The organism is Microbacterium lacticum (assembly GCF_006716815.1).
GTDB lineage: Bacteria > Actinomycetota > Actinomycetes > Actinomycetales > Microbacteriaceae > Microbacterium > Microbacterium lacticum.
This window is the reverse complement of sequence record NZ_VFPS01000006.1, coordinates 61948-87588: the sequence shown is the minus strand read 5'-3', so window position 1 is coordinate 87588 and position 25641 is coordinate 61948. Positions and strand designations below refer to the sequence as shown.

At 70.8% G+C, this 25641-nt stretch carries 26 protein-coding genes and 1 pseudogene; 13 read left to right on the top strand and 14 right to left on the bottom strand.

Going from position 1 to position 25641, the window contains the following annotated elements; genetic code table 11:
- Positions 1-41 precede the first annotated feature (41 nt).
- Together FHX68_RS13545 and FHX68_RS13540 are read left to right on the top strand one after the other, a co-directional pair.
- Positions 42-725, top strand: coding sequence for a GntR family transcriptional regulator (locus FHX68_RS13545; protein ID WP_141380444.1), 684 nt, complete (start codon positions 42-44; stop codon positions 723-725).
- A gap of 27 nt (positions 726-752) precedes the next feature.
- A pseudogene (locus FHX68_RS13540) lies at positions 753-1088 on the top strand (trehalose synthase); the annotation flags it as partial.
- Positions 1089-1308: 220 nt separating this feature from the next.
- On the opposite strand, the gene FHX68_RS13535 reads toward FHX68_RS13540, so the two are convergent.
- The 12 genes from FHX68_RS13535 to FHX68_RS13480 all read right to left on the bottom strand — a co-directional run bounded on the left by FHX68_RS13535 (position 1309) and on the right by FHX68_RS13480 (position 13241).
- Positions 1309-2229: an NAD(P)/FAD-dependent oxidoreductase gene (locus FHX68_RS13535; protein ID WP_141380445.1), complete on the bottom strand. Its 921-nt coding sequence runs from the start codon at positions 2227-2229 to the stop codon at positions 1309-1311.
- Positions 2222-2551 (bottom strand): ferredoxin, encoded by a 330-nt coding sequence (fdxA, locus tag FHX68_RS13530; RefSeq protein ID WP_141380446.1) that lies wholly within the window; start codon positions 2549-2551, stop codon positions 2222-2224. The genes FHX68_RS13535 and fdxA overlap by 8 nt, the downstream gene beginning before the upstream one ends.
- Positions 2548-3948, bottom strand: a complete 1401-nt coding sequence (locus FHX68_RS13525) for an FAD-dependent oxidoreductase (protein WP_141380447.1) — start codon at positions 3946-3948, stop codon at positions 2548-2550. The genes fdxA and FHX68_RS13525 overlap by 4 nt, the downstream gene beginning before the upstream one ends.
- The gene (gene cobA / locus FHX68_RS13520; RefSeq protein ID WP_141380448.1) at positions 3945-4892 is read right to left on the bottom strand and encodes a uroporphyrinogen-III C-methyltransferase; all 948 of its coding nucleotides are present in this window, start codon (positions 4890-4892) and stop codon (positions 3945-3947) included. Before cobA ends, FHX68_RS13525 begins: the two co-directional genes overlap by 4 nt.
- Complete coding sequence (locus FHX68_RS13515; protein WP_141380449.1) at positions 4889-5803, bottom strand: ABC transporter permease; 915 nt, start codon at positions 5801-5803, stop codon at positions 4889-4891. The genes cobA and FHX68_RS13515 overlap by 4 nt, the downstream gene beginning before the upstream one ends.
- Complete coding sequence (locus FHX68_RS13510) at positions 5793-6626, bottom strand: ABC transporter ATP-binding protein (protein ID WP_141380450.1); 834 nt, start codon at positions 6624-6626, stop codon at positions 5793-5795. The genes FHX68_RS13515 and FHX68_RS13510 overlap by 11 nt, the downstream gene beginning before the upstream one ends.
- Entirely contained in the window at positions 6623-7645 is a 1023-nt protein-coding gene (locus FHX68_RS13505) for an ABC transporter substrate-binding protein (protein ID WP_141380451.1), read from the bottom strand. The genes FHX68_RS13510 and FHX68_RS13505 overlap by 4 nt, the downstream gene beginning before the upstream one ends.
- A 100-nt stretch (positions 7646-7745) precedes the next feature.
- A complete protein-coding gene (locus FHX68_RS13500; RefSeq protein WP_141380452.1) occupies positions 7746-9044 on the bottom strand; it encodes a sulfate adenylyltransferase subunit 1 in 1299 nt (432 codons plus the stop codon).
- Positions 9044-9961: a sulfate adenylyltransferase subunit CysD gene (cysD, locus tag FHX68_RS13495; protein ID WP_229661543.1), complete on the bottom strand. Its 918-nt coding sequence runs from the start codon at positions 9959-9961 to the stop codon at positions 9044-9046. The genes FHX68_RS13500 and cysD overlap by 1 nt, the downstream gene beginning before the upstream one ends.
- Positions 9958-10698, bottom strand: a complete 741-nt coding sequence (locus FHX68_RS13490; protein ID WP_141380454.1) for a phosphoadenylyl-sulfate reductase — start codon at positions 10696-10698, stop codon at positions 9958-9960. The genes cysD and FHX68_RS13490 overlap by 4 nt, the downstream gene beginning before the upstream one ends.
- Positions 10695-12416, bottom strand: coding sequence for a nitrite/sulfite reductase (locus FHX68_RS13485; RefSeq protein ID WP_141380455.1), 1722 nt, complete (start codon positions 12414-12416; stop codon positions 10695-10697). Before FHX68_RS13485 ends, FHX68_RS13490 begins: the two co-directional genes overlap by 4 nt.
- Before the next feature lie 138 nt (positions 12417-12554).
- On the bottom strand, positions 12555-13241 hold the full coding sequence (locus tag FHX68_RS13480; protein ID WP_141380456.1) for a sirohydrochlorin chelatase: 687 nt from the start codon (positions 13239-13241) through the stop codon (positions 12555-12557).
- Between the two features lie 188 nt (positions 13242-13429).
- Between FHX68_RS13480 and dnaK the strand changes: the two genes are divergently transcribed.
- Genes dnaK through FHX68_RS13455 form a run of 5 tightly spaced genes read left to right on the top strand, consistent with a single transcriptional unit; the run spans position 13430 to position 18231 of the window.
- The gene (dnaK, locus tag FHX68_RS13475) at positions 13430-15301 is read left to right on the top strand and encodes a molecular chaperone DnaK (protein WP_141380457.1); all 1872 of its coding nucleotides are present in this window, start codon (positions 13430-13432) and stop codon (positions 15299-15301) included.
- Positions 15302-15309: 8 nt separating this feature from the next.
- Positions 15310-15882: a nucleotide exchange factor GrpE gene (locus FHX68_RS13470; RefSeq protein ID WP_141380458.1), complete on the top strand. Its 573-nt coding sequence runs from the start codon at positions 15310-15312 to the stop codon at positions 15880-15882.
- 8 nt (positions 15883-15890) lie between these two features.
- Positions 15891-16883 (top strand): DnaJ C-terminal domain-containing protein, encoded by a 993-nt coding sequence (locus tag FHX68_RS13465; RefSeq protein WP_141380459.1) that lies wholly within the window; start codon positions 15891-15893, stop codon positions 16881-16883.
- Between the two features lie 2 nt (positions 16884-16885).
- The gene (locus tag FHX68_RS13460) at positions 16886-17326 is read left to right on the top strand and encodes a heat shock protein transcriptional repressor HspR (RefSeq protein ID WP_255314022.1); all 441 of its coding nucleotides are present in this window, start codon (positions 16886-16888) and stop codon (positions 17324-17326) included.
- The gene (locus FHX68_RS13455; protein ID WP_141380460.1) at positions 17323-18231 is read left to right on the top strand and encodes a ribokinase; all 909 of its coding nucleotides are present in this window, start codon (positions 17323-17325) and stop codon (positions 18229-18231) included. The genes FHX68_RS13460 and FHX68_RS13455 overlap by 4 nt, the downstream gene beginning before the upstream one ends.
- Positions 18232-18823: 592 nt before the next feature.
- On the opposite strand, the gene FHX68_RS15325 is transcribed toward FHX68_RS13455, so the two are convergent.
- A complete protein-coding gene (locus FHX68_RS15325; protein ID WP_170219071.1) occupies positions 18824-18973 on the bottom strand; it encodes a hypothetical protein in 150 nt (49 codons plus the stop codon).
- Here FHX68_RS15325 and FHX68_RS15320 point away from each other — a divergent pair.
- On the top strand, positions 18972-19295 hold the full coding sequence (locus FHX68_RS15320) for a hypothetical protein (protein ID WP_170219070.1): 324 nt from the start codon (positions 18972-18974) through the stop codon (positions 19293-19295). The genes FHX68_RS15325 and FHX68_RS15320 overlap by 2 nt on opposite strands.
- Positions 19296-19445: 150 nt before the next feature.
- Positions 19446-20867, top strand: coding sequence for an HNH endonuclease signature motif containing protein (locus FHX68_RS13445; protein ID WP_141920294.1), 1422 nt, complete (start codon positions 19446-19448; stop codon positions 20865-20867).
- Between the two features lie 78 nt (positions 20868-20945).
- Here FHX68_RS13445 and FHX68_RS13440 read toward each other — a convergent pair whose 3' ends face one another.
- Positions 20946-21554, bottom strand: a complete 609-nt coding sequence (locus FHX68_RS13440; RefSeq protein WP_141380614.1) for a hypothetical protein — start codon at positions 21552-21554, stop codon at positions 20946-20948.
- Positions 21555-21648: 94 nt separating this feature from the next.
- Between FHX68_RS13440 and FHX68_RS15610 the strand changes: the two genes are divergently transcribed.
- From FHX68_RS15610 to FHX68_RS13420, 4 genes are all read left to right on the top strand, one after another.
- The gene (locus tag FHX68_RS15610; protein ID WP_211345093.1) at positions 21649-21930 is read left to right on the top strand and encodes a hypothetical protein; all 282 of its coding nucleotides are present in this window, start codon (positions 21649-21651) and stop codon (positions 21928-21930) included.
- Positions 21931-22064: 134 nt separating this feature from the next.
- Positions 22065-23288 carry a glycosyltransferase gene (locus FHX68_RS13430; RefSeq protein WP_141380613.1) on the top strand — a complete coding sequence of 408 codons (1224 nt, stop codon included), beginning with the start codon at positions 22065-22067 and terminating at the stop codon, positions 23286-23288.
- Positions 23289-23292: 4 nt separating this feature from the next.
- Positions 23293-24381, top strand: a complete 1089-nt coding sequence (locus FHX68_RS13425) for a glycosyltransferase family 4 protein (RefSeq protein WP_141380612.1) — start codon at positions 23293-23295, stop codon at positions 24379-24381.
- 237 nt (positions 24382-24618) lie between these two features.
- Complete coding sequence (locus tag FHX68_RS13420; RefSeq protein WP_141380611.1) at positions 24619-25590, top strand: GlxA family transcriptional regulator; 972 nt, start codon at positions 24619-24621, stop codon at positions 25588-25590.
- Positions 25591-25641: the final 51 nt, after the last annotated feature.

The window sequence follows — 25641 nt, the reverse complement described above, 5'->3', positions numbered from 1 at the left end:
TTCACCCGCTCCGCAGCGCGGGTCGCTCGAGGAGGAGCCGGATGCCGGCACACGTCAGAGCCGTCTCGATCATCGAGGCGGTCGCCGAGGACCTTCGCCGGCGCGTCCTGGGCGGGCAGCTCGAGCCGGGCACGGCCCTGGCCGAGACCGACGTGGCCGAGACCTACGACGTGGCGCGGCCCACGGCGAAGATGGCGATCGAGAACCTGGTGCGCGAGAACCTGCTGCAGCGCAGTGCGCACAAGACGGCCCGCGTCGTGCGCCTGTCGCCAGACGACGCGCGCGACATCTACCTGTCCCGCGAGGTGGTCGAAGCCGAGGTGCTCCGCCGGCTCGCGCGCAAACGCCTCGCGCCGGAGCGCGCCCGCAAGGCCAACGCCGAGATCGCGATGCTGATCGATGCGTCGCCGGGGGAGATCGTCGAACCGGACATGCGCTTCCACACGGCGCTGATCGACGCCATCGGCAGTCCCCGGCTGAGCCGCACCTACGGATCGCTCGCCTCGGAGGTCGTCTTCTGCATGTCGCAGGTGCAGGGGGCCTCGCTGCTGCCCACCGAGCTGATCGCGGCCGAGCACGAGCGCATCCTGGAACTGATCGAGGCGGGGGACGAGGACGGTGCGGCGGCTCTTCTCGCGATCCACATCGGTCGCGCCCGCGAGCGCCTCGCCGAACGGCTGGGCGGCGTGGCCGGGCCCGAGGCGTTCGTCCCGCCCACCGTGTGACCGCGCCGGCATCCTGAAAACTTGAACTACCCGGGCCGGGTGCTGCTCGCCGAGGCGAACCAGTGGCCGGCCGATGTCGTCGACTACTTCGGCGACCCCGAGGTGGGCGGCGACGAGTGCCACATGTGCTTCCACTTCCCGGTGATGCCGCGCATCTTCATGGCGGTGCGACGCGAATCGCGCTACCCCATCAGCGAGATCCTCGCCGATACGCCCTCGATCCCGGCCGGATGCCAGTGGGGCATCTTCCTGCGCAATCACGACGAGCTCACGCTCGAGATGGTGACCGACGAAGACCGCGACTACATGTGGAACGAGTACGCGCAGGATCCGCGGATGAAGGCGAACATCGGCATCCGCCGGACGCCGGGCCGGGCGCGGACGCCGATGCGGATGCCTCGGCCGAGCTGAGCCCGCCGCTGCGCACCCTCCTCGACGCCTACGAGGCCGACAAGGCGGTATACGAGGCGATCTACGAGAAGCGCAACCGGCCGTCATGGGTGGCGATCCCGCTGATCGCTCTGGAGCACATCGCCACGGGTTGAGCGTCGCCCGTGAGCCGCGTCGAGCGTGTCCCGACGGCTCAGTGGGTGGTGGCGACGCCGATCCGATCGTGCGTGATCACAGCCGCGACGCGTGCGCCGGCCCCCGCGGCGACGATCAGCTGCTGCGGGCCGGGGGCTGCGACGTCGCCCGCCGCGTACAGCCCGGGAATGCTCGTGCGCCCGGACCTGTCGGTCAGCAGGTGCCCGGCACCGTCGCGCTCGGGGAGCAGCCCGCTGAGGAACGACAGATCCGCGTCCCACTCGGGGCGCACGAATCCGCCGTCGATCGCGTGCTCGCCGCCGTCTGCGGTGCGCACCGCCTGGATGCGCCCACGATCTCCCACGAGCTCGACGATGGCAGAGCGCACCACGCTCACGCCGGCGGTCGCGAGCTCCGTCTCCTCGGCGGTGGTGACCGCATCCGAGCCGTTCGTGAACACCGTCAGCCGCGGCGTCCAGTGCGCGATCAGCCGGGCGCGGTCGGCGAGGTCGCTCGACTCGCCGATCAGTGCGAGGCTGCGCCCGCGCAGCTCCCACGCATCGCACGCCGCGCAGCTGAACAGACTCATGCCGTAGAAGCCGCGCAGGTTCGGCACGGCGGGCAGCGTCTCTCTGAGCCCGGTGGCGAGCAGCACTGAGCGCGCGCTCACCTGCTCGGAAGGCTCGCGGCGGCCGATGCCGGCCGCGTACCCGGCATCCGTCCGCGTCAGCGATCCCACCCGCACTCGCGACCTGATCTCGACGTCGGGGTACGCGGCGAGCTCTTCGCGGGCGATGCGGCGCAACTCGAACGGCGGCACCCCGTCGCGGGTGAGGAAGCCGTGCGAGTTCAGCGTCGCCGCGTTGCGCGGCCGGTCGGCGTCGACGACCAGCACCCGCGCGAGCGAGCGGCCGAGGTTCAGCGCGGCCGACAGCCCCGCGGGGCCGCCGCCGACGACGAGCACGTCGTAGTCAGTCATGCGTGGTCGCTCCGGCCGGCACCGCCGCCACCACCGGGTGGTCGACGTCGTAGGCGCCGACCTTCGATGCGCCGCCCGGCGAGCCGATCTCGTCGAAGAACTCGACGTTGGCCCGGTAGTAGTCGGCCCACTCCTCGGGCAGGTCGTCTTCGTAGTAGATCGCCTCGACTGGGCACACCGGCTCGCACGCCCCGCAGTCGACGCACTCCTCGGGGTGGATGTACAGCGAGCGCTCGCCTTCGTAGATGCAGTCGACCGGGCACTCATCTATGCACGCGCGGTCCTTCACGTCCACGCACGGCAGTGCGATCACGTAGGTCATCGGGTCAGCACCGCCGGCCGCGAGATCTCGACCTGCTCGTCGCGCGCGACGACCTTGACCCGCTCGCGCACGTGCTGGTGGCCCTCGCCGAGCGCGCGCTCGTGGGCATCCAGAGCCAGCCAGCCGTCCCACGTCGTGTAGGCCGTCTCGCGCTCGTCGAGCAGATCGAGCACGTCGGCGTCGATGACCGGGTCGGCGAGCACGCCGGCCTGCGCATCGGCGACGAGGTGCCCGACGGTCTCGAGAGCGTCGGACTTCGTGTGGCCGATCAGACCGACCGGTCCGCGCTTGATCCACCCGGTGGCATATAGACCCGTCTCGAACGCGCCGCTCTCGCCGAGCACGCGTCCCTCCTCGTTCGGGACGACGCCGCGGCGCTCGTCGAAGCCGGCTCCCGCGACGCGGGTGCCGTAGTACCCGATCGCGCGGTAGACCGCCTGCACGTCGTACTGGCGCACCTCGCCGGTCGGCGCGGGTGCGCCGGTGGCATCCGGCGCGGTGCGGGCGAAGCGGATGCCGTCGACGTGCTCCTCACCGGTGATCTCGATCGGCGCGTGCCAGAAGTGCAGGTGCAGCCGGCGCGACGCCCCGGTGGACGGCCGGTCGCGCCATGAGTTCAGGGTGCGCAGCATGACCTTCAGCTGGTTGTTCGCCGCGGAGGCGGCGTCGATGCCCTCGAAGTCCGCGTCGTCGAGCACGATGTCGACGTCGCGCACATCGCCCAGCTCGCGCAGCTCGATGGGGGTGAACTTGATGTCGGCGGGCCCGCGACGACCGAACACGTGCACATCGGTCACGGCCGACGACTCCAGCCCGGCGAGCACGTTGTCGGGCACCTCTGTGGTGCGCAGGTCGACCGCATGCTTGGCGAGCACGCGCGCGACGTCGAGTGCGACGTTGCCGTTGCCGATCACGGCGACCGACGACGCCTCGAGCGGCCAGGTGCGCGGCACGTCGGGGTGCCCGTCGTACCAGGCCACGAAGTCGGCCGCGCCGAACGAGCCGGGCAGGTCCACGCCGGGGATGTCGAGAGTCGCATCGCGCAGCGCGCCGGTGGCGAGGATCACCGCGTGGTACCGCTCGCGCAGCTCGTCGAGTGCGATGTCACGACCCACCTCCACGTTGCCGATGAACCGGATCGTGCGCCGTGCCGCGTCGGCCTCGGGCAACGCGTCGAGCATCTCGTGCAGCGAGGTGACGATGCCCTTGATGCGGGGGTGATCCGGCGCGACGCCGTAGCGGATCAGGCCGTAGGGGGCCGGCAGCGATTCGAACAGGTCGATCCCGACGGCGCCGATCGCCTCATGGGCCTTCACGGCCTGGGCGAGCAGGTTGCCCGCATAGATGCCGGCAGGGCCCGCGCCGACGATCGCGACGCGCAACGTGGAGAGGGTCATGACAGAGAGACCTTTCGAGACGGGGAGGGGGAGGAGCGGATGCTCGTGTCGATGGCCCGCACGAGGCCGGTGTCGACCGCGAGGCCGGCATCGAGTGCGGCGGCCAGGCGCGAGCGCGGCCGACGGCGTGCAGGAGGGGATGCGGGGCGGGGCCCGGCGTCACCGGCATCCGCCGACGCCGGGCCGAGCAAGGCGGCGTGCGGGCTGAGCCGCACCACCTCGCCGATCACGACGACGGCGGGCGAGCGCACTTGGCGCGACGCGGCCAGATGCGCGATCGTACCGAGCGTGCCGACCGTCACGCGTTCGCCGCCGCCGTAGCCGTCCTCGATGATCGCGACAGGGCAGTCGGAACCACGGGCGCCGGCAGCCAGCACGTGTGCTGAATGCGCCAGAGTGCTGACGCCCATCAGCAGCACGAGCGTGTGATCGGACCCCGAGGTGCTCACCGACCCGCCCGGCTCGATCTGATCGTGCGCGCTCACCACGCTGAACGACGCGGCGGCGCCGCGGTGAGTGAGCGGGATGCCGGCGACCGCCGGCACCGAGATGGCGCTGGTCACCCCCGGCACGACCTCGACGCGCACGCCGGCGGCCTCGCAGAACAGCTGCTCCTCGCGGCCGCGGCCGAAGACGAACGGGTCGCCGCCCTTGAGCCGCACGACCTCGCGGCCCGACTGCGCGAGCTCGACGAGCAGCTCGTTGATGGCATCCTGAGGCACCCGGTGGTGGCCGGGCAGCTTGCCGACGTCGATGACCTCGGCCGCGATGGTCGCGCCCTCGGCCTCGAGCTGGGCGAGCACGCTGCGGGCGCCGAGCCGGTCGGCGACGATCACGTCGGCCCTCTTGATCGCGCGCAGCCCTCGCAGGGTGAGCAGGCCGGCGTCTCCCGGGCCCGCACCCACCAGGGTCACCCGTCCGGCCGGTATCGGTGTGGCGGTCATCGGGTGCCTCCCAGCAGCAGTCCGCGATTGCGCAGCATGCGTCGCTCGATCGGCCCGAACAGCACGAGCTCGATCACGATGCCGATCGCGAGGATGAGAAGGATGGTCGCGAGCACGCCGGCCAGGTCTGCCAGCTCGCGCGACTGGTTGAGCATGGTGCCCAGGCCGAAGCCGATCGACCCGCCGCTCGTGATGATCTCGGCGGCCATGAGCGATCGCCACGAGAACGCCCAGCCCTGCTTGAGGCCGGCGAAGTAGCCGGGCAGCGCGGCGGGCAGCGTGACCGCGGTGGCGAGCTGCCAGCGGCTGGCGCCGAGCACGGTCCCCACCCGGCGCAGCTGCGGCGGAACCTGGTCGATGCCCGAGAGAAGTCCGTTCACGATCGAGGGAATCGCGCCCATCAGGATCACGAAGTAGGCGGTGGCGTCGCTCAGCGCGAACCAGATGATCGCGACGGGCACCCACGCGACCGACGGCAGCACGGTGAGACCCGAGATCAGGGGGCCTGCGGCCCGGCGCAGCAGCTTCCACTCGGCCAGCAGCATGCCGAGGGCCGTGCCGACTACGATCGCGATGAGGAAGCCGATGACCCCGCGTTCGAGGCTTGTGACGACAGCCTCCTGCAGGCGGCCCGACTCCCACGCCTCGCCGAAGGCTCCGGCGACCGCCGCCGGGCTCGGCGCCTTATCGGGGCGCGGGTTGGCGATGACGATGTACAGCTGCCACACGGCGAGCAGCACGACCAGAAGGGCGACAGGCGGCACGACCTTGCCCAGCAGGTCGCGCACGAGCGGCGGGCGCTCGCTCGCATCCGACTGAAGGCGGTCGAGTCCGGCGGAGAGCGTGTCGATGTCCTCGCCGGCCGGGGCAGGGTCGGGCGGGGCGAGGGCCGTGGTCGATTCACCGGGCATTGCGGGCGATCTCCTTCCGCAGCTCGGCGGTGATCTCGGCGGCGAGCGCGGCGACCTCGGGCGACTCGATGCGTCTGCCCGCGGTGGTCTTGATGCGCCATTCGCCGGCGATGCGGCCGGGGCGGCTGGAGAGCAGGATCACGCGTTGACCGAGCCGCGCGGCCTCGCGCACGTTGTGGGTGACGAAGACGATGGTGCGGCCGGTGGCGCGCCACACGCGCTCGAGCTCTTCGTGCAGCAGGTCGCGCGTGATCGCGTCGAGTGCGGCGAACGGCTCATCCATCAGCAGCACCGAGCGGTCCTGAGCGAGCGCACGGGCGAGCGCCACGCGCTGGCGCATCCCGCCCGACAGCTCGTGCGGGCGCTTGTCGGCCGCCTCCGCCAGATTGACCGTGCGAAGCAGCCTCTCGGCCTCCGCACGGCGCTCGGCGCGAGGCATACCCCGCAGCCGGAGCGCCAGTTCGACGTTTCTGCGGGCGGTGAGCCACGGCATCAGGGCGGACTCCTGGAACATCACCGCCGCACCGGTCGCCGGTGTCGTGAGCTCGCCCGAGGTGAGCGGTTCGAGCCCCGCGATGAGGTTCAGCAGGGTCGACTTACCGCAGCCGGATGCTCCGAGCAGGCACACGAACTCTCCGGGCGCGATGTCGAGCGACACATCGTCGAGGACCACCGGCCCCGAGCCGTAGCGCTTGGTGACGTGCGAGATGCGTACGGCGGGTTCGACGACGGGCGCTGGCGACGCCAGCGGTGCGACGCCGTCGAAGCTGGGGGAGAGGGGCGCTGTCGTCAGCGGGCGGGCCAGCGTGTCATCGCGGGTCATCGGTCGGCACCGAGCCCGGCGGCCGAGACGGTCTCGGCGCCGGCCTTCTCGAGCAGCACGTTCAGGGCACTCAGGTCGAACAGCCCGTCGATCGCTCCCTTCTTCTGCGTTCCTGCGGCCAGACCGTGATCCACCAGGGTCTCGAACGTGGCGGCTGCCGGATCGACGGTGAACGTGACGTTCTCGAGCGCGCGGGCGAGAACCTCGTCGTCGAGAGGCTTGCCGGTGGCGTCGTCGAGCGCCGCGTTGATCACCGACGGCGCCTCGTCTGCGTTCTCGTCGAGCCAGTCCACGGCTGCGATGTGGCCCTTCAGCAGCTCGGCGACGACCTCCGGATGCTGGTCGGCGAACTCGGCGCGCACCAGCAGCACGGTGGTGGGGAAGTCACCGTCCGGCCACAGGTCGGCCTCATCGACCAGCACGTGAGCGCCGGCCTCGACGACCAGCCGGGAGACCCAGGGCTCGGGAAGCCACGCGCCATCGATCTCGCCGTCCTGGAACAGCGTCTGCGTCTGGGCGTTCTCGGTGGGGGTGACGCTCACCTCTCCTTCGCCTGCGACCGACGTTGCGTAGCCCTGGTCGGCGAGCCAGCGGCGCAGCGCCACGTCCTGCGTGTTGCCGAGCTGCGGGGTCGCGATCGTGGTGCCGGCGAGGTCGTCGGGGGTGTCGATGCCGTCGCGCACGACGAGCGCCGCCCCACCCGAGGTCGCACCGGCGATGATGCGCGCCGAAGCGCCGCCCGACTGGATGAACGTGTTGATGGCCGGGTTGGGGCCGATGTAGGTCGCGTCGATCGCCCCGGCCGAGAGGGCTTCGATCGCGGCGGGACCGGCGTTGAACACCTCGGTCTGCAGAACGGCGTCGCCCAGGGCATCCTGGAACAGCCCCTCCGACAGCCCGACGAGAGCCGGGGCGTGGGTGACGTTGGCGAAGTAGCCGAGGCGCACCTCGGTCACCTCCTCGGCCTCGGAGCCGGATGCCGGGGCGCAGCCCGTGAGAACCAGAGCGCAGAGTCCCATGGCGAGGGCTCCCAGTGCGGTGAATGTCCTGTTCCTGTGGGTGAAGTTCACGGTTTCGCCTCCTTAGGCTCGTGCTGCGGTCCGGTGATGCGCGGTCGGGTCAGTCGATGACGGTGCCGGCGGCGAGCGTCGCGCCGTCGGCGGGATGGATGAGCAGCAGCGAGCCGCCTTCGCGGCTGCGGGCGTAGGGCTCGAGCGGCAGGTCGGATGCCAGGCGCAGCCGCACCCGGCCGATCTCGTTCTCGGCGAGCGACGCATCCGGCTGCGCAGCCAGATCGGCGTGGGCGAACGTCTCGAGGTCGCGGCGGGTGAGCACTTCGGCGACGAGGGCCTGCACCGTCGCGGTGCCGTGCTTCACGAGCACCCGGGCGCCCGCGGCGGTGGCGCGCGGGTCGAGCTGGAAGAGCTCGACCACGGCGTCCCGGCGCAGCTCGGGGGCTGAGCCCTCGGCGACGATCAGCGCGCCGCGGGAGGCGTCGATCTCATCGGCAAGGGTGAGCGTGACCGACTGGCGCACCGTGGCGGTTCCGGTGTCGGCGCCCGCGACGTGCACGCCGGTCACCTCGGTGGCGCGGCCCGAGGGCAGCACCTGCACCCGATCGCCGACCGAGACGGCGCCCGCGGCGATGCGACCGGCGAAGCCGCGGAAATCGCGCAGCCGTTCGACCTCGTCGGCGGGGGTCTCGGGCGAGAGGCCGCCCTGCGGGCGCAACACGAGCTGCACCGGCAGACGCAGCGGCTCATCGACGTCGGCGCGCACGGGCAGCGTCTCGAGCAGCTCGAAGAGTGTCTCGCCGGGATACCACGGAGTGCGCTCCGATCGGTCGATGATGTTGTCGCCCTCGAGGGCCGAGACGGGCAGCACGCGCACCGCGCTGATGCCCAGCTCGTCCGCCACGCGCAGCGCCTCGATCTCGATGTCGACATAGGCCTGCTCATCGAAGCCGGTGAGGTCGATCTTGTTCACCGCGACGATCACGTGCGGCACCCGCAGCAGCGACGCGACCGCCAGGTGACGCCGGGTCTGCTCGACGACGCCCTTGCGCGCATCGACCAGCACGACCACGGCGTCGGCCGTGGCGGCGCCCGTGACCATGTTGCGGGTGTACTGCACGTGCCCGGGGCAGTCGGCGAGGATGAAGCTGCGCCGGTCGGTGGCGAAGTAGCGGTACGCGACGTCGATCGTGATGCCCTGCTCGCGCTCGGCCCGCAACCCGTCGGTGAGCAGCGCGAAGTCGAACGCGCCGTGCGCGAAGCCGCGGGCGCGCGAGGTCGCGGCGACCTGGTCGAGCTGGTCGGCGAGGATCGCCTTCGCGTCGTGCAGCAGCCTGCCCACCAGGGTGGACTTGCCGTCGTCGACCGAGCCCGCGGTCGCGAAGCGGAACAGTGACGTGCTCATCAGAAGTATCCGTCCTTCTTGCGATCCTCCATGGCGGCCTCGCTGATGCGGTCGTCGGCCCTGGTCGCCCCGCGCTCGGTGAGGGTGGTGCGGGCGACCTCGTCGACGATGGCGGCCGTGTCGGCGGCATCCGACTCCACCGCGCCGGTGCAGCTCATGTCTCCGACGGTGCGGTAGCGCACGGTGCGGCGCACGACCCGCTCGTCGTCGCGCGGGTGCGAGAACTCGCCGACCGCCCACCACATGCCCGAGCGCCGGAACACCTCGCGCTCGTGGGCGTAGTACAGCGGCGGCAGCGCGATGCCCTCGCGCTCGATGTAGCGCCAGATGTCGAGCTCGGTCCAGTTCGAGATCGGGAAGGCACGCACGTGCTGCCGTGGCAGGTGGCGGCCGTTGTACAGGCTCCACAGCTCGGGACGCTGGTTGCGCGGGTCCCACTGGCCGAACTCGTCGCGCAGCGAGATGATGCGCTCCTTGGCGCGCGCCTTGTCCTCGTCGCGGCGGGCGCCGCCGAAGACGGCGTCGTGGCGGCCGGCGGCGATCGCGTCGAGCAGCGGCTGGGTCTGCAGCGGGTTGCGCGTGCCGTCGGGTCTCTCGGCGAGCCGGCCGTCGTCGATGTAGTCCTGCACATGTGCGACCTCGAGGTCGATGCCGAGGCGTGCGACCGTCTCATCGCGGAACCGGATGACCTCGGGGAAGTTGTGGCCGGTGTCGACGTGCAGCACGGGGAAGGGCACCCGTCCCGGCGCGAAGGCCTTCGCGGCGAGGTGCAGCACGACGACCGAGTCCTTGCCGCCCGAGAACAGCAGCACGGGGCGCTCGAACTCCGCGACGACCTCGCGGATGATGTGGATGCCCTCCGCCTCGAGCAGGTCGAGCGTGCTCAGGGTGGTGGTGGGGTCGACAACAGTGCTCATACGTGCAGCCCGCATTCCGTCTTCGTCAGGCCGGCCCAGCGTCCGGATCGGGGGTCTTCGCCGGGAGCGACCGGCCTGGTGCACGGAGCGCAGCCGATCGAGGGGTAGCCGTTGGCGATCAGGGGGTTCACCGGCACGTCGTGCTCGGTGGCGTAGTCGATGAGGTCGTCGAAGCTCCAGGCGGCGACCGGGTTGGCCTTCACGAGCCCGTTGCGCTCGTCCCACACGACCAGCTCGGTCGCGGCGCGGGTGGGCGCCTCGTCGCGGCGCACTCCGGTGAACCACACCTCGTACCCGCCCAGCGCCCGCTGAAGCGGCTCGACCTTGCGTCGTGCGCAGCACAGCCCGGGGTCCCGGGCGAACAGGTCGGCGCCGAACTCGGCATCCTGCTCCCGCACGCTCTGCTCCGGTTTCACGTCGACGACGGCCACATCGAGGCGCGACGCGACCTCGTCGCGCGTGAACGCCGTCTCGAGAAAGTGGTATCCGGTGTCGAGGAACAGCACGTCGACGCCGGGAAGGCCCTGCGCGACGAGGTGGGGGAGTGCGGCATCCGCCATCGAGCAGGCGACGGCGGCCTGCGAGACGGCGAAGTTCTCTGCCACCCACGCGACGACCTCAGCCGGACTCGCCTCATCGGGCTGACGGCTGCGCAGCTCGGCGTTGCCGCATGCAGCGAGCGCCGCGAGGTCGGCGCCGGAGCGGCGACCAGTGCCGATCGTGACGTGGATGCTCATTGCAGCGCCTCGTCGTCCGCTCGGTGCGCCCACTGCGCGAAGGTCTCGTCGGCGCCCGTGCGATCGACGAGGTAGCGGCGGATGACGCGCTCGGCGTAGTCGGCGATGCCGTCCGCAGGCACCTTCAGCCCGCGCACGGTACGACCGAGTCCGGCCTCCTCGCGGTCGACGTTCGCGAGTCCGCCGCCGAGGTGCACCTGGTAGCCGGGCACCTGCTCGCCGTCGATCAGCACGAGCTGCCCCTTCAACCCGATGTCGGCGGTCTGGATGCGGGCGCACGAATTCGGGCATCCGTTCACGTGCAGCGTGATCGGCCGACCGATCTCGGGTTCGAGAGCCCCCAGGCGCTCTTCGAGCTGTTCGATCGCGCGGGCCGCGTTGACCTTGGTCTCGACGATCGCCAGCTTGCAGAACTCGATGCCGGTGCACGCGATCGTGCCGCGGCGGAACAGGCTCGGCCGCGCCGACAGGCCGAGGGCGTCCAGGCCCGCGACGAGACTCTCGACGCGGCTCTCATCGATGTCGAGCACGAGCAGCTTCTGGTGTGGGGTGGTGCGGATGCGCTGCGAGCCGTGGGCCTCGGCGAGGTCGGCCAGTGCGGTGAGGGTGCTGCCCGAGACGCGGCCGACGAGCGGGGCGGCGCCTACGAAGAACCGGCCGTCCTTCTGCCGGTGGATGCCGACGTGGTCGCCCAGGCTGTTCGGCTTGGGGGCGGCGGCGCCGTCGGGCAGCGGGGACTCGAGGTACTCGTTCTCGAGCACCTCGCGGAACTTCTCCGTGCCCCAGTCGGCGAGCAGGAACTTCAGGCGCGCCTTGTTGCGCAGGCGCCGGTAGCCGTAGTCGCGGAAGATCCGGGTGACGCCGTGCCAGACCTCGGCCACGCGCTCGGGCGGCACGAACGCGCCGAGCCGCTCGCCGAGCCGGGGCACCACCGACAGGGCGCCACCCACCCACAGGTCGTAGCCGATGCCGAGTTCGGGATGCTCGACCGCGACGAACGCGCAGTCGTTGATCTCGTGCACCACATCCTGGCTGGGGTGCCCGGTGATCGCGGTCTTGTACTTGCGGGGCAGGTTCGACAGGGTCTCATCCCCGAGGAACCGGTCGGCGATCTCGCGGATCTGCGGGGTGGGGTCGATGAGCTCGTCGGCAGCGATGCCCGCGACCGGCGAGCCGAGGATCACGCGCGGGACATCGCCGCACGCCTCGGTGGTGCTGAGCCCGACCGCCTCGAGGCGGCGCCAGATCTCGGGCACGTCCTGCACCTCGACCCAGTGCAGCTGCACGTTCTGCCGGTCGGTGATGTCGGCGGTGTCGCGAGCGAACTCGGTGGAGATCTCACCGATCACCCGCAGCTGCTGGGTGGTGAGCTGACCACCGTCGATGCGCACGCGCATCATGAAGAACTCGTCTTCGAGCTCATGCGGCTCGACCTGGGCGGTGCGGCCGCCGTCGATGCCGGGCTTGCGCTGCGTGTACAGACCCCACCAGCGGAAGCGCCCGTGCAGGTCGGTCGGGTCGATGCTCCCGAAGCCGCCGTCGGCGTAGATCGTCTCGATGCGCTCGCGCACGTTGAGCCCGTTGTCGGCGAGCTTGAACTCCTCGTTGCCGTTCAGCGGCTCGGTGCCGTCGAGCGCCCACTGGCCGTGCGGCTTGGTCGGCGTGCGGCTGGTGCGCGTGCGAGCACCGCGGATCGCGGTCGGCTGCTGGATGGTCATCTCGCCCCCTCGGTTGGACTGGCTGGGGATCAAGGTACGTACTCAGATCCGGGCGGGGAACCTTCCGTGACACGGAAGGACCACGGGCGAAACATGGCGTCATGTGGCGTGAAACATGACGCCCGAGGGCTGGCGTGGTCAGCCAGAATGTGCTCTCTCGTAGCGCGCGACGACCAGGTCGACCAGGGCGTCCGGGATGCCCTGGTCAGCGAGCAGATCGTCGAGCAGCGGCGGGGTGATCGGGTGCTCGCCTGCCTGGCGAACAGCGAGATCGAAGAAGTAGCCGCGTCCGAGCAGGTAGGTGGCGACGACGGCATCCGGAGCGGCGGCCAGCGCCGTCGGCAGATCCGGATGGCGCGCCGCGAGGTACGCGAGGTCGATCCGGCGCCCGGTGCGGTCGCGCAGCAGGGTGGCCATGCCCTCGGCATCCGGCACCGAGCGCTCGTCGCGGGAGCCGGCGACGGCGAGCACGACGGGGTAGCCCGGATGCCCGATCCCGTCGAGCCGCGTCGCCAGAACCTCGGTGAGCAGCGCATCGGGGCCCAGCGGGTCGGTGACCACGGCGTCGGCGCGCTCGGCGACCATGCCGTGCAGGTCGTGATGCACGTGGAACCCGTGGGAGAGCAGCAGCGGCACGATCACCGCCCGCCCGTCGATGCCGGCCAGCGCGCTCGGGGCGTCGGGCTGCTGCACGTCGACGAAGGCCTCGCGGACCTCGACGTCGGGTAGCCGCTCGGCCACCCGCGCGACGAGCGCCGCGATCGACCGCGCGCCGTCGACGTCGGATGTGCCGTGCGAGACGGCGAGCAGGGAGGGTCGGGCCATGCGGGCGACTATAGGTCGGCTGCCCGCGGCGTGTCGGAGCGAGCGTCAAACAGAGTCATCCAGACTAACCTGAGTCGACTCATATCAACTTTGTTTGACAGCATCTGGACGCGGGTCTACGCTTGAGTCATCACGGCTCAGGTTCATCCCTGGTCGTCCAGGACTTCACCATTGCAAAGGAGAAAGACATGGCACGTGCTGTTGGAATCGACCTCGGAACCACGAACTCCGTCGTCAGCGTCCTCGAGGGTGGCGAGCCGAAGGTCATCGCCAACGCCGAAGGCTTCCGCACGACCCCTTCGGTGGTCGCATTCACCAAGGACGGCGAGGTGCTCGTCGGCGAGACCGCCAAGCGCCAGGCTGTGACCAACGTCGACCGCACGATCTCCTCCGTCAAGCGCCACATGGGCACCGACTGGAAGACGCAGCCGATCGACGGCAAGCAGTACACGCCGCAGGAGATCTCGGCGCGCATCCTCCAGAAGCTCAAGCGTGACGCCGAGGAGTACCTCGGTGACAGCGTCACGGATGCGGTCATCACGGTGCCGGCGTACTTCAACGACGCCGAGCGTCAGGCCACGAAGGATGCCGGGGAGATCGCCGGCCTCAACGTGCTGCGCATCATCAACGAGCCCACCGCGGCGGCCCTGGCCTACGGCCTCGACAAGGGCAAGGAGGACGAGCTCATCCTCGTCTTCGACCTCGGTGGTGGCACGTTCGACGTCTCTCTGCTCGAAGTGGGCAAGGACGACGACTTCTCCACCATCCAGGTGCGCGCCACCGCCGGTGACAACCGCCTCGGCGGTGACGACTGGGACCAGCGCCTCGTCGACTACCTGATCAAGCAGTTCAAGGACACGACCGGCGTCGACGTCTCAGGCGACAAGATCGCGCTGCAGCGCCTCAAGGAGGCCGCGGAGCAGGCGAAGAAGGAACTCTCATCCTCGACGAGCACCTCGATCAACCTGCCGTACCTGTCGCTCACCGACTCGGGCCCCGTGTCGCTGTCGGAGACGATCACGCGCGCGAAGTTCGAGGACCTCACGAAGGATCTGCTCGACCGCACGAAGAAGCCGTTCAACGACGTCGTCGCCGAGGCGGGCATCAAGGTCGCCGACATCGACCACGTGGTCCTCGTCGGCGGCTCGACCCGCATGCCGCAGGTCACCGAACTCGTCAAGCAGCTCACCGGCGGCAAGGAGCCCAACAAGGGCGTCAACCCCGATGAGGTCGTCGCCGTGGGTGCCGCCCTGCAGGCCGGTGTCCTCAAGGGCGAGCGCAAGGACGTGCTGCTGATCGACGTCACCCCCCTGAGCCTCGGTATCGAGACCAAGGGTGGCATCATGACGAAGCTCATCGAGCGCAACACCGCCATCCCGACCAAGCGCAGCGAGACGTTCACGACCGCCGACGACAACCAGCCGTCGGTCGCGATCCAGGTGTTCCAGGGTGAGCGCGAGTTCACGCGTGACAACAAGCCGCTCGGCACCTTCGAGCTGACCGGCATCGCGCCGGCTCCCCGGGGCATCCCGCAGGTCGAGGTCACGTTCGACATCGACGCGAACGGCATCGTGCACGTGTCCGCGAAGGACAAGGGCACCGGCAAGGAGCAGTCGATGACGATCACGGGCGGCTCGAGCCTCCCGAAGGAGGACATCGACCGCATGGTGCGCGAGGCTGAGGAGCACGCCGCCGAGGACAAGAAGCGTCGCGAGTCGGCAGAGGTGCGCAACCAGGCCGAGACGCTCTCGTACTCGATCGAGAAGCTCATCAAGGACAACGAGGACAAGCTGCCGGCCGAGGTCAAGGACTCCGTCCAGGCCGACGTCGACGCGCTGAAGTCCGCGCTGGCCGGTGAAGACGAGGATGCCGTGAAGACGGCCTTCGACAAGCTGAACCAGTCGCAGGGCAAGCTCGGCGAGGCGATCTACGCGTCGCAGCAGGCCGCCGGCGAGCAGGCCGACCCGAACGTCGGCCAGCCCGGCAACGGTGAGACGCCGAACCCCGAAGAAGACGTCATCGACGCCGAGGTCGTCGACGACGAGGACGAGAAGAAGTAAGAAAGCGGATCATGACCAAGGACTTCGAGAACGAGGTCCCCGGTGACGAGGGGTCGGATGCCACGGCATCCGGCCCCGACTCGCAGGAGGACTCCCTGACGGTCGACGACATCCTGGGCGCCGAGCAGACCGACGACGCTGCCATCGCCGAGGCATCCGATGAGGACAAGGATCTGCTGCTGGACCTCAAGCGGGTGCAGGCGGAGTACGCCAACTACCGCCGCCGCACCGAAGAGCAGCGCGAGGTGGAGATCGCCCGCGCCACGGGGTCGGTCGCGAAGGGGCTGCTGCCCGTGCTCGACGACCTCGACCGCGCCGAGAAGCACGGCGATCTCGCCGATGGGTCGCCCCTCGCGGCTATCGCCGAGAAGCTGCGCGCCGTCGTGTCGCGGCTCGGTGTCGAGACCTACGGCACCGCCGGTGAGGCGTTCGACCCGCAGCAGCACGAGGCGATCTTCCACGCGCCCAACCCGGGTGGCGTGGCTGACGGCACGATCCTCGACGTCGTCGAGGTCGGCTACCGCCTCGGCGACATCGAATTGCGACCGGCGAAGGTCGTCGTGGCCGGCTCGGCCGAGTAAGGGGAGCGATGGCCAGTCAGGACTGGTTCGACAAGGACTTCTACAAGGTCCTCGGCGTGTCAAAAGACATCTCCGCGGCCGATCTGAAGAAGACGTATCGCAAGCTGGCGCGCAAGTATCACCCCGACTCGACGCAGGGCGATGCCGCCGCCGAGGCGAAGTTCAAGGAGATCAGCGAGGCGTACTCGGTGCTCTCCGACAAGGATCAGCGCGAGGAGTACGACCAGATCCGGGCGATGGGGTCGGGCAGCGCCCGCTTCCAGGCGCCCGGTTCGGCCGGCGCGGGCGGATTCGAAGACGTCTTCAGTCGGTTCGGCCAGTCGCGCGGCGGGTCGTACCAGCAGGCCGACTTCGACGACCTGTTCTCGATGTTCGGGCAGCAGAGCGGCGGGTTCGGCTCGGGCCGGTTCGGCCAGTCGACCGGCGGGTTCCGCGGCTACGGCGGGCCGCAGCGCGGCGCGGACGTCACGGCGCGGACGACCCTCGACTTCCAGACCGCGGTCAAGGGCGAGACGATCAGCCTCGCCGGCGAAGACGGCAAGCCGTTCAAGGTGAAGATCCCGGCGGGCGTGTCGGACGGGCAGAAGATCCGTCTGCGCGGCCGTGGGCGGCCCTCTCCCGACGGCGGCGAGCCCGGCGACATCGTCGTGCAGGTGACGGTGCGGCCGCACCCCGTGTTCACCCGAGATGGGCTGAACCTGCGGGTGACGGTGCCGGTCACCTTCACCGAGGCAGCGCTCGGCGCCACCATCGAGGTGCCGACGCTCGGCGGTGACCCGGTCAAGCTGCGGGTCGCTCCGGGCACACCCTCGGGGCGCGTGCTCCGGGTGAAGGGGCGCGGCGTGCAGTCGTCGAAGGGCACCGGCGACCTGCTCGCCGAGGTGCAGGTCGCCGTGCCGGCACACCTGGATGACAAGGCGAAGGAAGCTCTCGAGCGCTTCCGCGAAGTGGAGCCGAAGGAGAACCCGCGCGCCGAGCTCATGGCGAAGGCCCGGGAGTAGCCGTGGCGACCGACGTGACCCCCGACGAGGAGGAGCCGATCTTCGCGATCGCCGTGGCCGCCGAGCTCGCGGGCATGCACCCGCAGACGCTGCGGCAGTACGACCGACTCGGCCTCGTCACGCCGGGGCGCACGCAGGGCGGCTCCCGCCGCTACTCGCTGCGCCACGTGACGCAGCTGCGCGAGGTGGCGGCGCTCTCGGCCGAGGGCATGAGCCTGCCCGCCATCTCGCGACTCGTCGAGCTCGAGAACACCGTGCGCTCGCTCCGGCGTAAGGTCTCCGAGCTCGAGGGACGGCTGCGGCGCGAGGTCGACCTCCGTTCGCGGGTGTTCGCGGCGGGGCCGACCGGCTCGGTCGTCACGCTCCGCCACGGCACGCGCGTGCGCGGGGCGACCGAGGTCGTCGTGTGGCGCCCGGACGGCGCGGAAGAACAGGTCGGATGACCCTCGCCGCCGCCACGACGCCCCGGATCGTGGTGCTCGGCAGCGCCAACGTCGACCTCGTCGTGCGGCAGCCGCGCCGCGCGGAGCCCGGCGAGACGGTGTTCGGCACGTCGTTCCAGACCGGCCCCGGCGGCAAAGGGCTCAACCAGGCGGTCGCGGCGGCCCGTGCCGGCGGCGGCGTCGCGTTTATCGGCGCGGTTGGCGACGACGCGTTAGGCGCGCAGCTGCGCGCGACGATCGAGGCGGAGGGCATCGACACGCGCGCCCTGCGCACGACCGCCGCACCCACCGGCATCGCCCAGATCACCGTGACCGACGACGGCGAGAACTCCATCACGGTGGTCGCCGGCGCGAACGGGCTCGCCGACCTGCGCGACGACGAACGAACCCTCATCGCCGAGGCATCCCATCTGGTCGTGCAGCTCGAACGCCCCGAGCCGCTCCTCATCGAGGCGCTGCGGCACGCCCGCGCGCACGGCGTGACGACCGTGCTCACGCCGGCGCCGGCCCGCGCGCCGCTGACCGAGCTGATCGGCCTCGCCGACGTGCTCGTGCCGAACGCCGGCGAAGCCGCGCTGCTCGCCGGCGTCCCGGATGTCGAGGCGGCGGCGGTCTCGCTGAGCCGCGCCGCGCACACCGTGGTCGTCACCCGCGGAGCCGACGGCGCCGTCGTCGCCCAGGAGGGCGAGATCGTCAGCCGCGTTCCGGCCCGGCGGGCGACCCCGATCGACACGACGGGCGCCGGCGACACATTCACCGGCGTGCTCGTCGCGGGGCTCTCACAGGGCGCACCGCTCGGCGAGGCGCTCGCCGCCGCGGCGGCCGCCGCGTCGATCACCGTCACCCGACCGGGGGCCGCCGACTCGATGCCCACCCGCGCCGAGATCGACGCCGCCCTGGCCTGACCCGTGCCCTGGCCTGACCCGCGCCCTGTCGTCGCGCACGCCGGGCCGCTGCTTTGTGTGCATGGAGACCCTGCCCGCGCACCGTGACCGCAGCGCTCTGAGCGTGGATGCCTCGAGCCGGCGCTCCCTCGAATCGCTCGCCCTCGGCGCCGGCACGGTGGCGTCCATCGCGAGCGCGTTCGTCGCCCTCCTCGTCTTCCAGCTGCGGAGCGTCCCGATCTCGGGGCCGGGATCGCTCGGCCAGTACGCCGCGATCGCTGGCGCGGTCGTCGCCTTCGTGGCGTTCGTCGCCGGCCACTACGTCGTGCGCACGCCCGGCCGGCCGATGACGGCGCTCGACATCCTCGGCGTGCTCGCCCTCGCCATCGCGCACGCGATCATCGCGCTCCTCACCTGGACGCTCCTGGCGGTCATCATGGAGCGCGGCTTCATCGACGCCGTCGTCTTCGGCGTGTCGACCGTGCTCCTCGCCGGCTCCACCGCGGCGATCACCGCCTACCTGGCCTTCTTCTCCGCCTCGCACATGGACCTGTCGCTGCTCGCCACGATGCTCGCGGTGTTCCTCGTCGAGGGCGTCGTCGCGGCTGGCGCGCTACGCCACGGCATCCATCCCCAGCACCACTCCGCACGGCGTCTCGCGGGCGCGCACGTGCCTGATCATCGTCGGCGTCTTCCTCGCGCTCGTCGGCGTCTTCCCGGTCGACCCGTTCTTCGTGCTGCACACGAGCGTCGCGTCGGGCATGGTCGTCGCCTACGGCGTCCTCGTGATCCGTCTGCACGCCGGGATCCCCGGGATGCCGAAGGCGTTCATCGCGCTCGGCTGGCTGTTCCTGGCGATCGTGCTGGTGCTTGCGGTGCTCTTCGCGGTCGGGTTCTACACGCTCACCGCGTTCGAGCTCGTCGCGGGCATCCTCGCGCTGACGCCCGCGGGGGTTGACGTGCTCGCCGACGCCGAGGTGCGGGTCGACCGCGTGCGGGCCCGGATGCTGTCGGGCCTGTCGGGTGACGAGCAGGATGCCTTGGCGGCGGGCCTCGCCGCCTGCGCCACCGCGCTGTCGGACTGATCGATCGGCTCTCGCTTCACGGGGCGGCGGCGCGTCGGGAGTGGGGCGGAGTCGCAGATCAGGGGTCACTTCTATGGACCCGGGTGACGGGTCGCCCGGTCCGGAGCAGGGGCCATTCCAATGTCCGACCCCCTCCATACACTCGAAGATATGGACGAGTACTCGGGGGCGATGGGCAGCGACGCAGACGTCGCCGCGCTGGCGTCGATCGTGGGTGAGGTCGAGGGGGCGGTGGTGTTGCTGACGGCGGCGCAGGTCGCCGAGGTGCGGGCGCTGGCCCGTGCGGGGCAACTCGCGGCACGGCAGGCGGCCGGGTCTCCGGCCGCGGTGCGGGCGCAGGACATGGCGTTGCGGTCGGTCGCGGCCGAGCTCGGTGGGGTGTTGCGGGTGACGGATCGGACCGTGCAGTCCCGGATCGATGAGGCCCGCGACCTCGTGGAGCATTACGCAGCGACTTTGGCGGCGTGGGAGTCGGGGCGGATCACGCGGGGGCATGTCCGGGTGATCACGGATGCGGGGTCGGTGCTGGTCGACGCGTCGCCGGAGCGGCGGGCGGAGTTCGAGGCGATCGCTATTGTCCGGTGTGAGCGGGATACGCCGAATCGGGTGCGTTCGGAGGTGGAGATCCTCGCGGAACGGTTCGCGGAGCGGTCGTTCACCGACCGGCATCGGGATGCGGCGGCGGAGCGGCGGGTGCGGGTCGTGCCGGGCAGCGCGGGGATGTCGGATCTGATCGCGACGCTGCCCACGGTGATCGCCGATGGGATCCTCGACCGGCTCACCCAGCAGGCGCAGACGATCGTCGATGCGCGCGAGCCCGGGAACGCGGGCAGTGCGTTCGGCGCAGATGGTACGGGTGACGCGGCTGGCGTGAGCGGCGCGAGTAGTGCGGGTGGCGCGAGCGGTGCGTTCGGCGAGAGCGGTATGGGCGATGCCGAGCCGGACAGGCGTCGGATCGATCAGGTCCGCGCCGACGTGTTCTCCGACCTCCTCCTTGCCGGGGCGCCGGCACTCGACCCCACTGCCACCGGTGACGGGCAGGGGTCGCTGGGCGCGATTCGTGCGCAGGTGCAGGTCATCGTCCCTGCCCTTACTCTTCTCGGTGTCGATGACGGTCCGGCGGACCTCGTCGGTCGGTCCCCGATCGATGCGGACACCGCCCGTTGCCTCGCGGGCAACACGCATTCGTGGGCTCGGGTGCTGACCGACCCGGTGGAGGGGACGGTGTTGGCGGTGGACCGGTATCGGACGCCGTGGCCGCAGCGCCGGTTCCTGCGGGCGCGGGATCAGCATTGCCGGTTCCCCGGATGCCGGCGTGCGGCGATCCGGTGCGAGATCGACCACACCATCGACGCCGCCAAGGGCGGACCCACCGCGCTGTGGAACCTCGCTCACTTGTGTCAGCGGCATCATTCGATGAAGCAGTTCACCCGCTGGAAGGTCAGGCAACTCCCCGGCGGGGTCCTCGAATGGACCTCACCCACCGGACGGATCTACCGCGAAGACGCCCCCGCCCCACCCGTGGCATTCGCCCCCGTCATCGTGCCCGACAGTGGGCCGCCACCCTTCTGACGCGTCACTTCGGCCGGCGCCCCCGCGCGTCGGAACCGACGTAGGGATCAGGCGTCGGAGCCCGGCCGGCGCCCCGGCTCAGGCCGGGTCGAGGCGCAGCACGTCGCCGCCGCCGGCGAGCGGAACATCGTCGACGAGGCGGAGCGACCGCGCGAGGTCATCGAGCGCGGCGTCGGCCGTGCCGAAGCTCTCACGATCACCGCCGATCGCCGTCAGGGTGACGAACGCCGTGCCGGTGTCCCACGTATAGGTGACCGTGGGCGGCGGAGGCGGGGCATCCGCGCGAGTGCGCTGCGGGAACGGCACGGCGAGCTTCTCGCCGGCGCCGAGATACGCGGAGCGGAAGTCTTCGGTGTCGTCGTACTCCATCGGCATCATCGCGCGGGCCGTGCGCAGCTGCGGTGTCGCCTGCTGCACCTGCGCGAGCGCGACGACCCGCTCCGGGTCGCCCTTCCACACCCACACGAGCACGCGGCCGTCGGCTTTGCGCAGCAGGGCGGGCGCCGCCTGGCTCATCGCCCACGCGGCGAAGCCGCCGCCCGGACGCGCCGCCGCGCCCATCGCGGCACTCGCCTGCGTCAGCAGCATCCCGATCGCGCGCTTGCGATGACGTCGGCCGCGCAGCCCGAACGAGCCGGTGACGGACACCCAGATCGCGGGATCGGCGCCGGCCTGCAGTCGCATCATCACTCCAGGGTAGGCGGCGCCACCGTGCGGTGCGCCGAGCCGAGGTGAACGAGGAGGCTGGAGAGAAACTGAGCGGAGTCTGACATCGAAGGTGGTGTTCGCCTCGACAGAAATGAACACACATGATCTCGTTGTCCGCTGCATGGTCATGGCCAACGTCGGGCTGGCAGCCGTGTTCCTCATCGTTCCCGGACTGTTCGTCACAACGCTGTTCTGCGCGGTCCTTCTGACCAACCTCCTGAATCCGAAGGTCGCAATCCTCTACCTCGCGCTCATCCCTCCCTTCATCGCCCGCGCGCTTTCTGCAGGGCCGGCCGACCCGGGTGCGGTGGCAGAAGTGGGTCACCGGCACGGTTCTCGGAGCGATCGGGGGTGAAGCTCGCGATCGACGCTCCTTCCCCCGCCGCGGCGTAGCGCTCAGCAGCCCTGCGGAGGCTCTCGGGTAGACTCGCTGAGGGCTCCGCGGTGCTTCGCAGCCCGCCGCCGCCGCACAGATTGGCCCCGCACTCCGTGACCGAATCCGCGACACCCCCCGCAGACCCTGCGGGAGAGTCCGTGCCCGCACGTCCGCTGACGATCGTGATCGCCGCCGACACCTTCGCGCCCGACGTCAACGGCGCCGCCCGCTTCGCGGAGCGCCTCGCCGCGGGCCTCGCCGGCCGCGGCCACGACGTGCACATCGTCACCCCGAGCGTCGGGCACCGCAACCACGGCGTGTTCACCGAGCACATCGAGGGCCAGGACCTCACCGTGCACCGGCTGCCCGGCGTGCGCTGGCCCCCGCACGACTGGCTGCGCTTCGTGTGGCCCTGGCGCAGCAAGCACTACGCGCGCAAGGTGCTCGACGCCGTCCAGCCCGACGTCGTGCACAGTCAGTCGCACATCGTGATCGGGCGCGGTCTCACCCGCATCGCGCATCAACGAGGCATCCCCGTGGTCGCCACCAACCACGTGATGGCCGAGAACATCATCGACTTCACGACCCTGCCGCCCGTGCTCGACAAGATCGTCGTCAAGCTCGCGTGGGACGACGCCAAGCGCACCTTCGACATGTCGCGCGCCGTGACGACGCCCACCCGCAAGGCGGCCGAGTTCCTCGAGCAGACGATCGACATCGAGGGCGTCATCCCGATCAGCTGCGGCATCGACAAGCGCAACTACGCGCCCGACCTCACCCCGCGCGAGCACCACCGAGTGCTGTTCGTCGGCCGGCTCACCACCGAGAAGCACGTCGAGGTCACCCTCGGCGCCGTCGCGAAGCTCGCCCCCGAACTCCCGAACATCACGTTCGACATCGTCGGAGGCGGCGACCAGCGCCGCAACCTCGAGCAGACCGCGCAGCGCCTCGGCGTCCAAGACCGGGTCACCTTCCACGGTCGGGTGGAAGAGGCGGAGCTGCGGGCCTCGTATGGCCGGGCGGATGTCTTCGCCATCGCCTCGATCGCCGAGCTGCAGTCGATCGCGACGATGGAGGCGATGGCCTCGGGCCTTCCCGTGGTCGCGGCGAACGCCGTGGCGCTGCCGCACCTCGTGCACGACGGCGAGAACGGCTACCTCTTCGAGCCGGGGAACGTCGACGACCTCGCCGACAAGCTTCGCCGCGTGCTGACGGCGAGCCCCGAGGAGTACCTGCGCATGCAGCAGGCATCCCTCGACGGCGTCGAGATCCATGACATCGAGAACACGCTCGACACGTTCGAGAAGCTCTACCGCGGCGAACCGCTCGGAGCCTGACGCCGTGCGGCTGCTGTTCGACGTGCGGTACATCCGCACCGACTTCCACGACGGCATCAGCCGCTACTCGGCCGAGCTCGCCCGCGCCGTGTTCGCCGCCGCGCCCGCACGGGGGGTCGACGTCGTCTTCCTCATCCACGACGAGGCGCAGCGCGCGCTCCTGCCCGCGGGGGCGCGCACCCTGCTCGTGCACGCGCCCACCTCGGCGCTCGAACCGTTCGCCGCGCTGCGGCTGAACCGCTACCGCCCCGACGCGGTGTTCTCGCCCATGCAGACGATCGGCTCGCTCGGCCGTCGCTTCGGGCTCATCCTGACCCTGCACGACACGATCTACTACCGGCACCGCACGCCACCGCGCGACCTGCCCTGGTACGTGCGCGTCGGCTGGCGCCTGTTCCACCTCTCCTACGTGCCACAGCGCCTGACCCTCAACGCCGCCGACGTCGTCGCCACCGTGAGCGAGACGAGCGCCGCCGAGTTCGCCCGCGTGAACCTCACGAAGCGCCCCGTCGTGGTCGTGCCCAACGCGCCGCAGCGGCTCGCCGAGCTCCTCCCCGAGGGGGCCGAGGTCGTGCCGGGCGCGCAGAACCTCGTCTACATGGGCTCGTTCATGCCCTACAAGAACGTCGAGACGCTCCTCGGCGCCGCGGCCCTCCTGCCTGGGCGCACGCTGCACCTGCTGTCGCGCATCTCACCCGCCCGCCGCGCCGAGCTCGAGGCGCTGATCGACCCCGCCGGCGCGCGCGTCGTCTTCCACGGCGGGGTGACGGATGCCGAGTACGCGGCCCTCCTCGCCGACCACGGCGTCCTGGTCTCCGCCTCGCTCGACGAGGGCTACGGCCTGCCCGTCGCCGAAGCGCTCGAACTCGGCGTCCCCGCCGTCGTCACCGACATGCCGATCTTCCGCGAGGTCGCCGGCGACGGTGCGCTGTACGCACCCGGGATGGATGCCGAGGCGTTCGCCCGAGGCATCCGCGCCCTCGACGACCCCGCTCGCCGCGCCGAGGTGATCGCCGCGGGCACCGCCCACATCGCGCGATTCGACTGGGGCCGGTCGGCGGACGTGCTGCTCGACGCGCTCGCCGGGATCTGAGCGGTCCGGCGGTCGCGGTCTCCCACACGCGCGCTTTCTCGAAGCAGGCGCGCGGCGCCCGGCGCCCGGGGAGTCCGCGTCAGAGGTACGAGGTGAGGGCGTAGAGGAGCCCGGTGAGCGCGATCGCGATCGTCGAGATCAGCGTGAGGTGAGTGAGAAGGATCATGGCAGGAACGGTACGCACGTATCCAAACCGCCACTAGTGGCAGAAAAGCCGCCCCTAGTAGTATTCCTGCCATGAAGACTGTCGCGTGCGTCGTCCTGCCCGGGTTCGCTCCGTTCGAGTTCGGCGTCGCCTGCGAGGCGTTCGGACTCGACCGCTCCGACGACGGCATCCCGAACTTCGACTTCCGCGTCGTGACACCCACACCGGGCGTCGTGCCTTCGAAGATCGGCTTCTCGATCAACGTCGACGCCGATCTCTCCTTCGCCTACGAGGCCGACCTCGTCGTGATCTCGCCGATCCCGCACGAGTACTGGGACGACGTGGACGAGCGCGTGCTCGACCTCGTCCGGGACGCCGTCGCGCGGGATGCCTGGGTGCTGAGCGTCTGCAGCGGGTCGTTCGTCCTCGCGGCGGCGGGCGTTCTCGACGGTCGCCGCGCCACGACGCACTGGATGTACGCCGAGAAGATGGCAAGCCTCTACCCCGAGATCGACGTCGACCCGAACGCGCTCTACGTGCAGGATGGCCGCATCATCACGAGCGCCGGCACCGCCGCGGGGCTCGACGCCTGTCTGCACCTCCTGCGCATCGAGCTCGGCGCGGAGATGACGAACACCATCGCCCGGCGCATGGTCGTGCCGCCGCAGCGCGACGGCGGCCAGGCGCAGTTCATCGCGGCGCCGCTGCCGGTGACCACCTCGCTCTCGCTCGCGCCCGTGACCGATTGGGTGCTCGAGAACCTCAGCCTCGACCTCTCCGTCGACCAACTGGCGGCCCGCGCCCACATGTCGCCCCGCACCTTCGCCCGGCGCTTCAAGGCCGACTTCGGCACCACTCCCGCCGCGTGGCTCGCGCGCCAGCGGATCATCCATGCGCAGCGCCTCCTCGAGCGCACCGATCTCGGCCTCGACCAGATCGCCTTCGAGAGCGGCTTCGGTTCGGCCGCGGTCCTGCGGCAGAACTTCACGCGGATGCTGGGGCTCAGTCCTACGGCCTACCGCGCGCGGTTCAGCTGCGCCGGCGAGGAGCCGGACGCCGCCTGACGCGCCGGCGCCCGCTCGGCCCGTCGGCCGCGTGCGCCGGGTACCGCGATC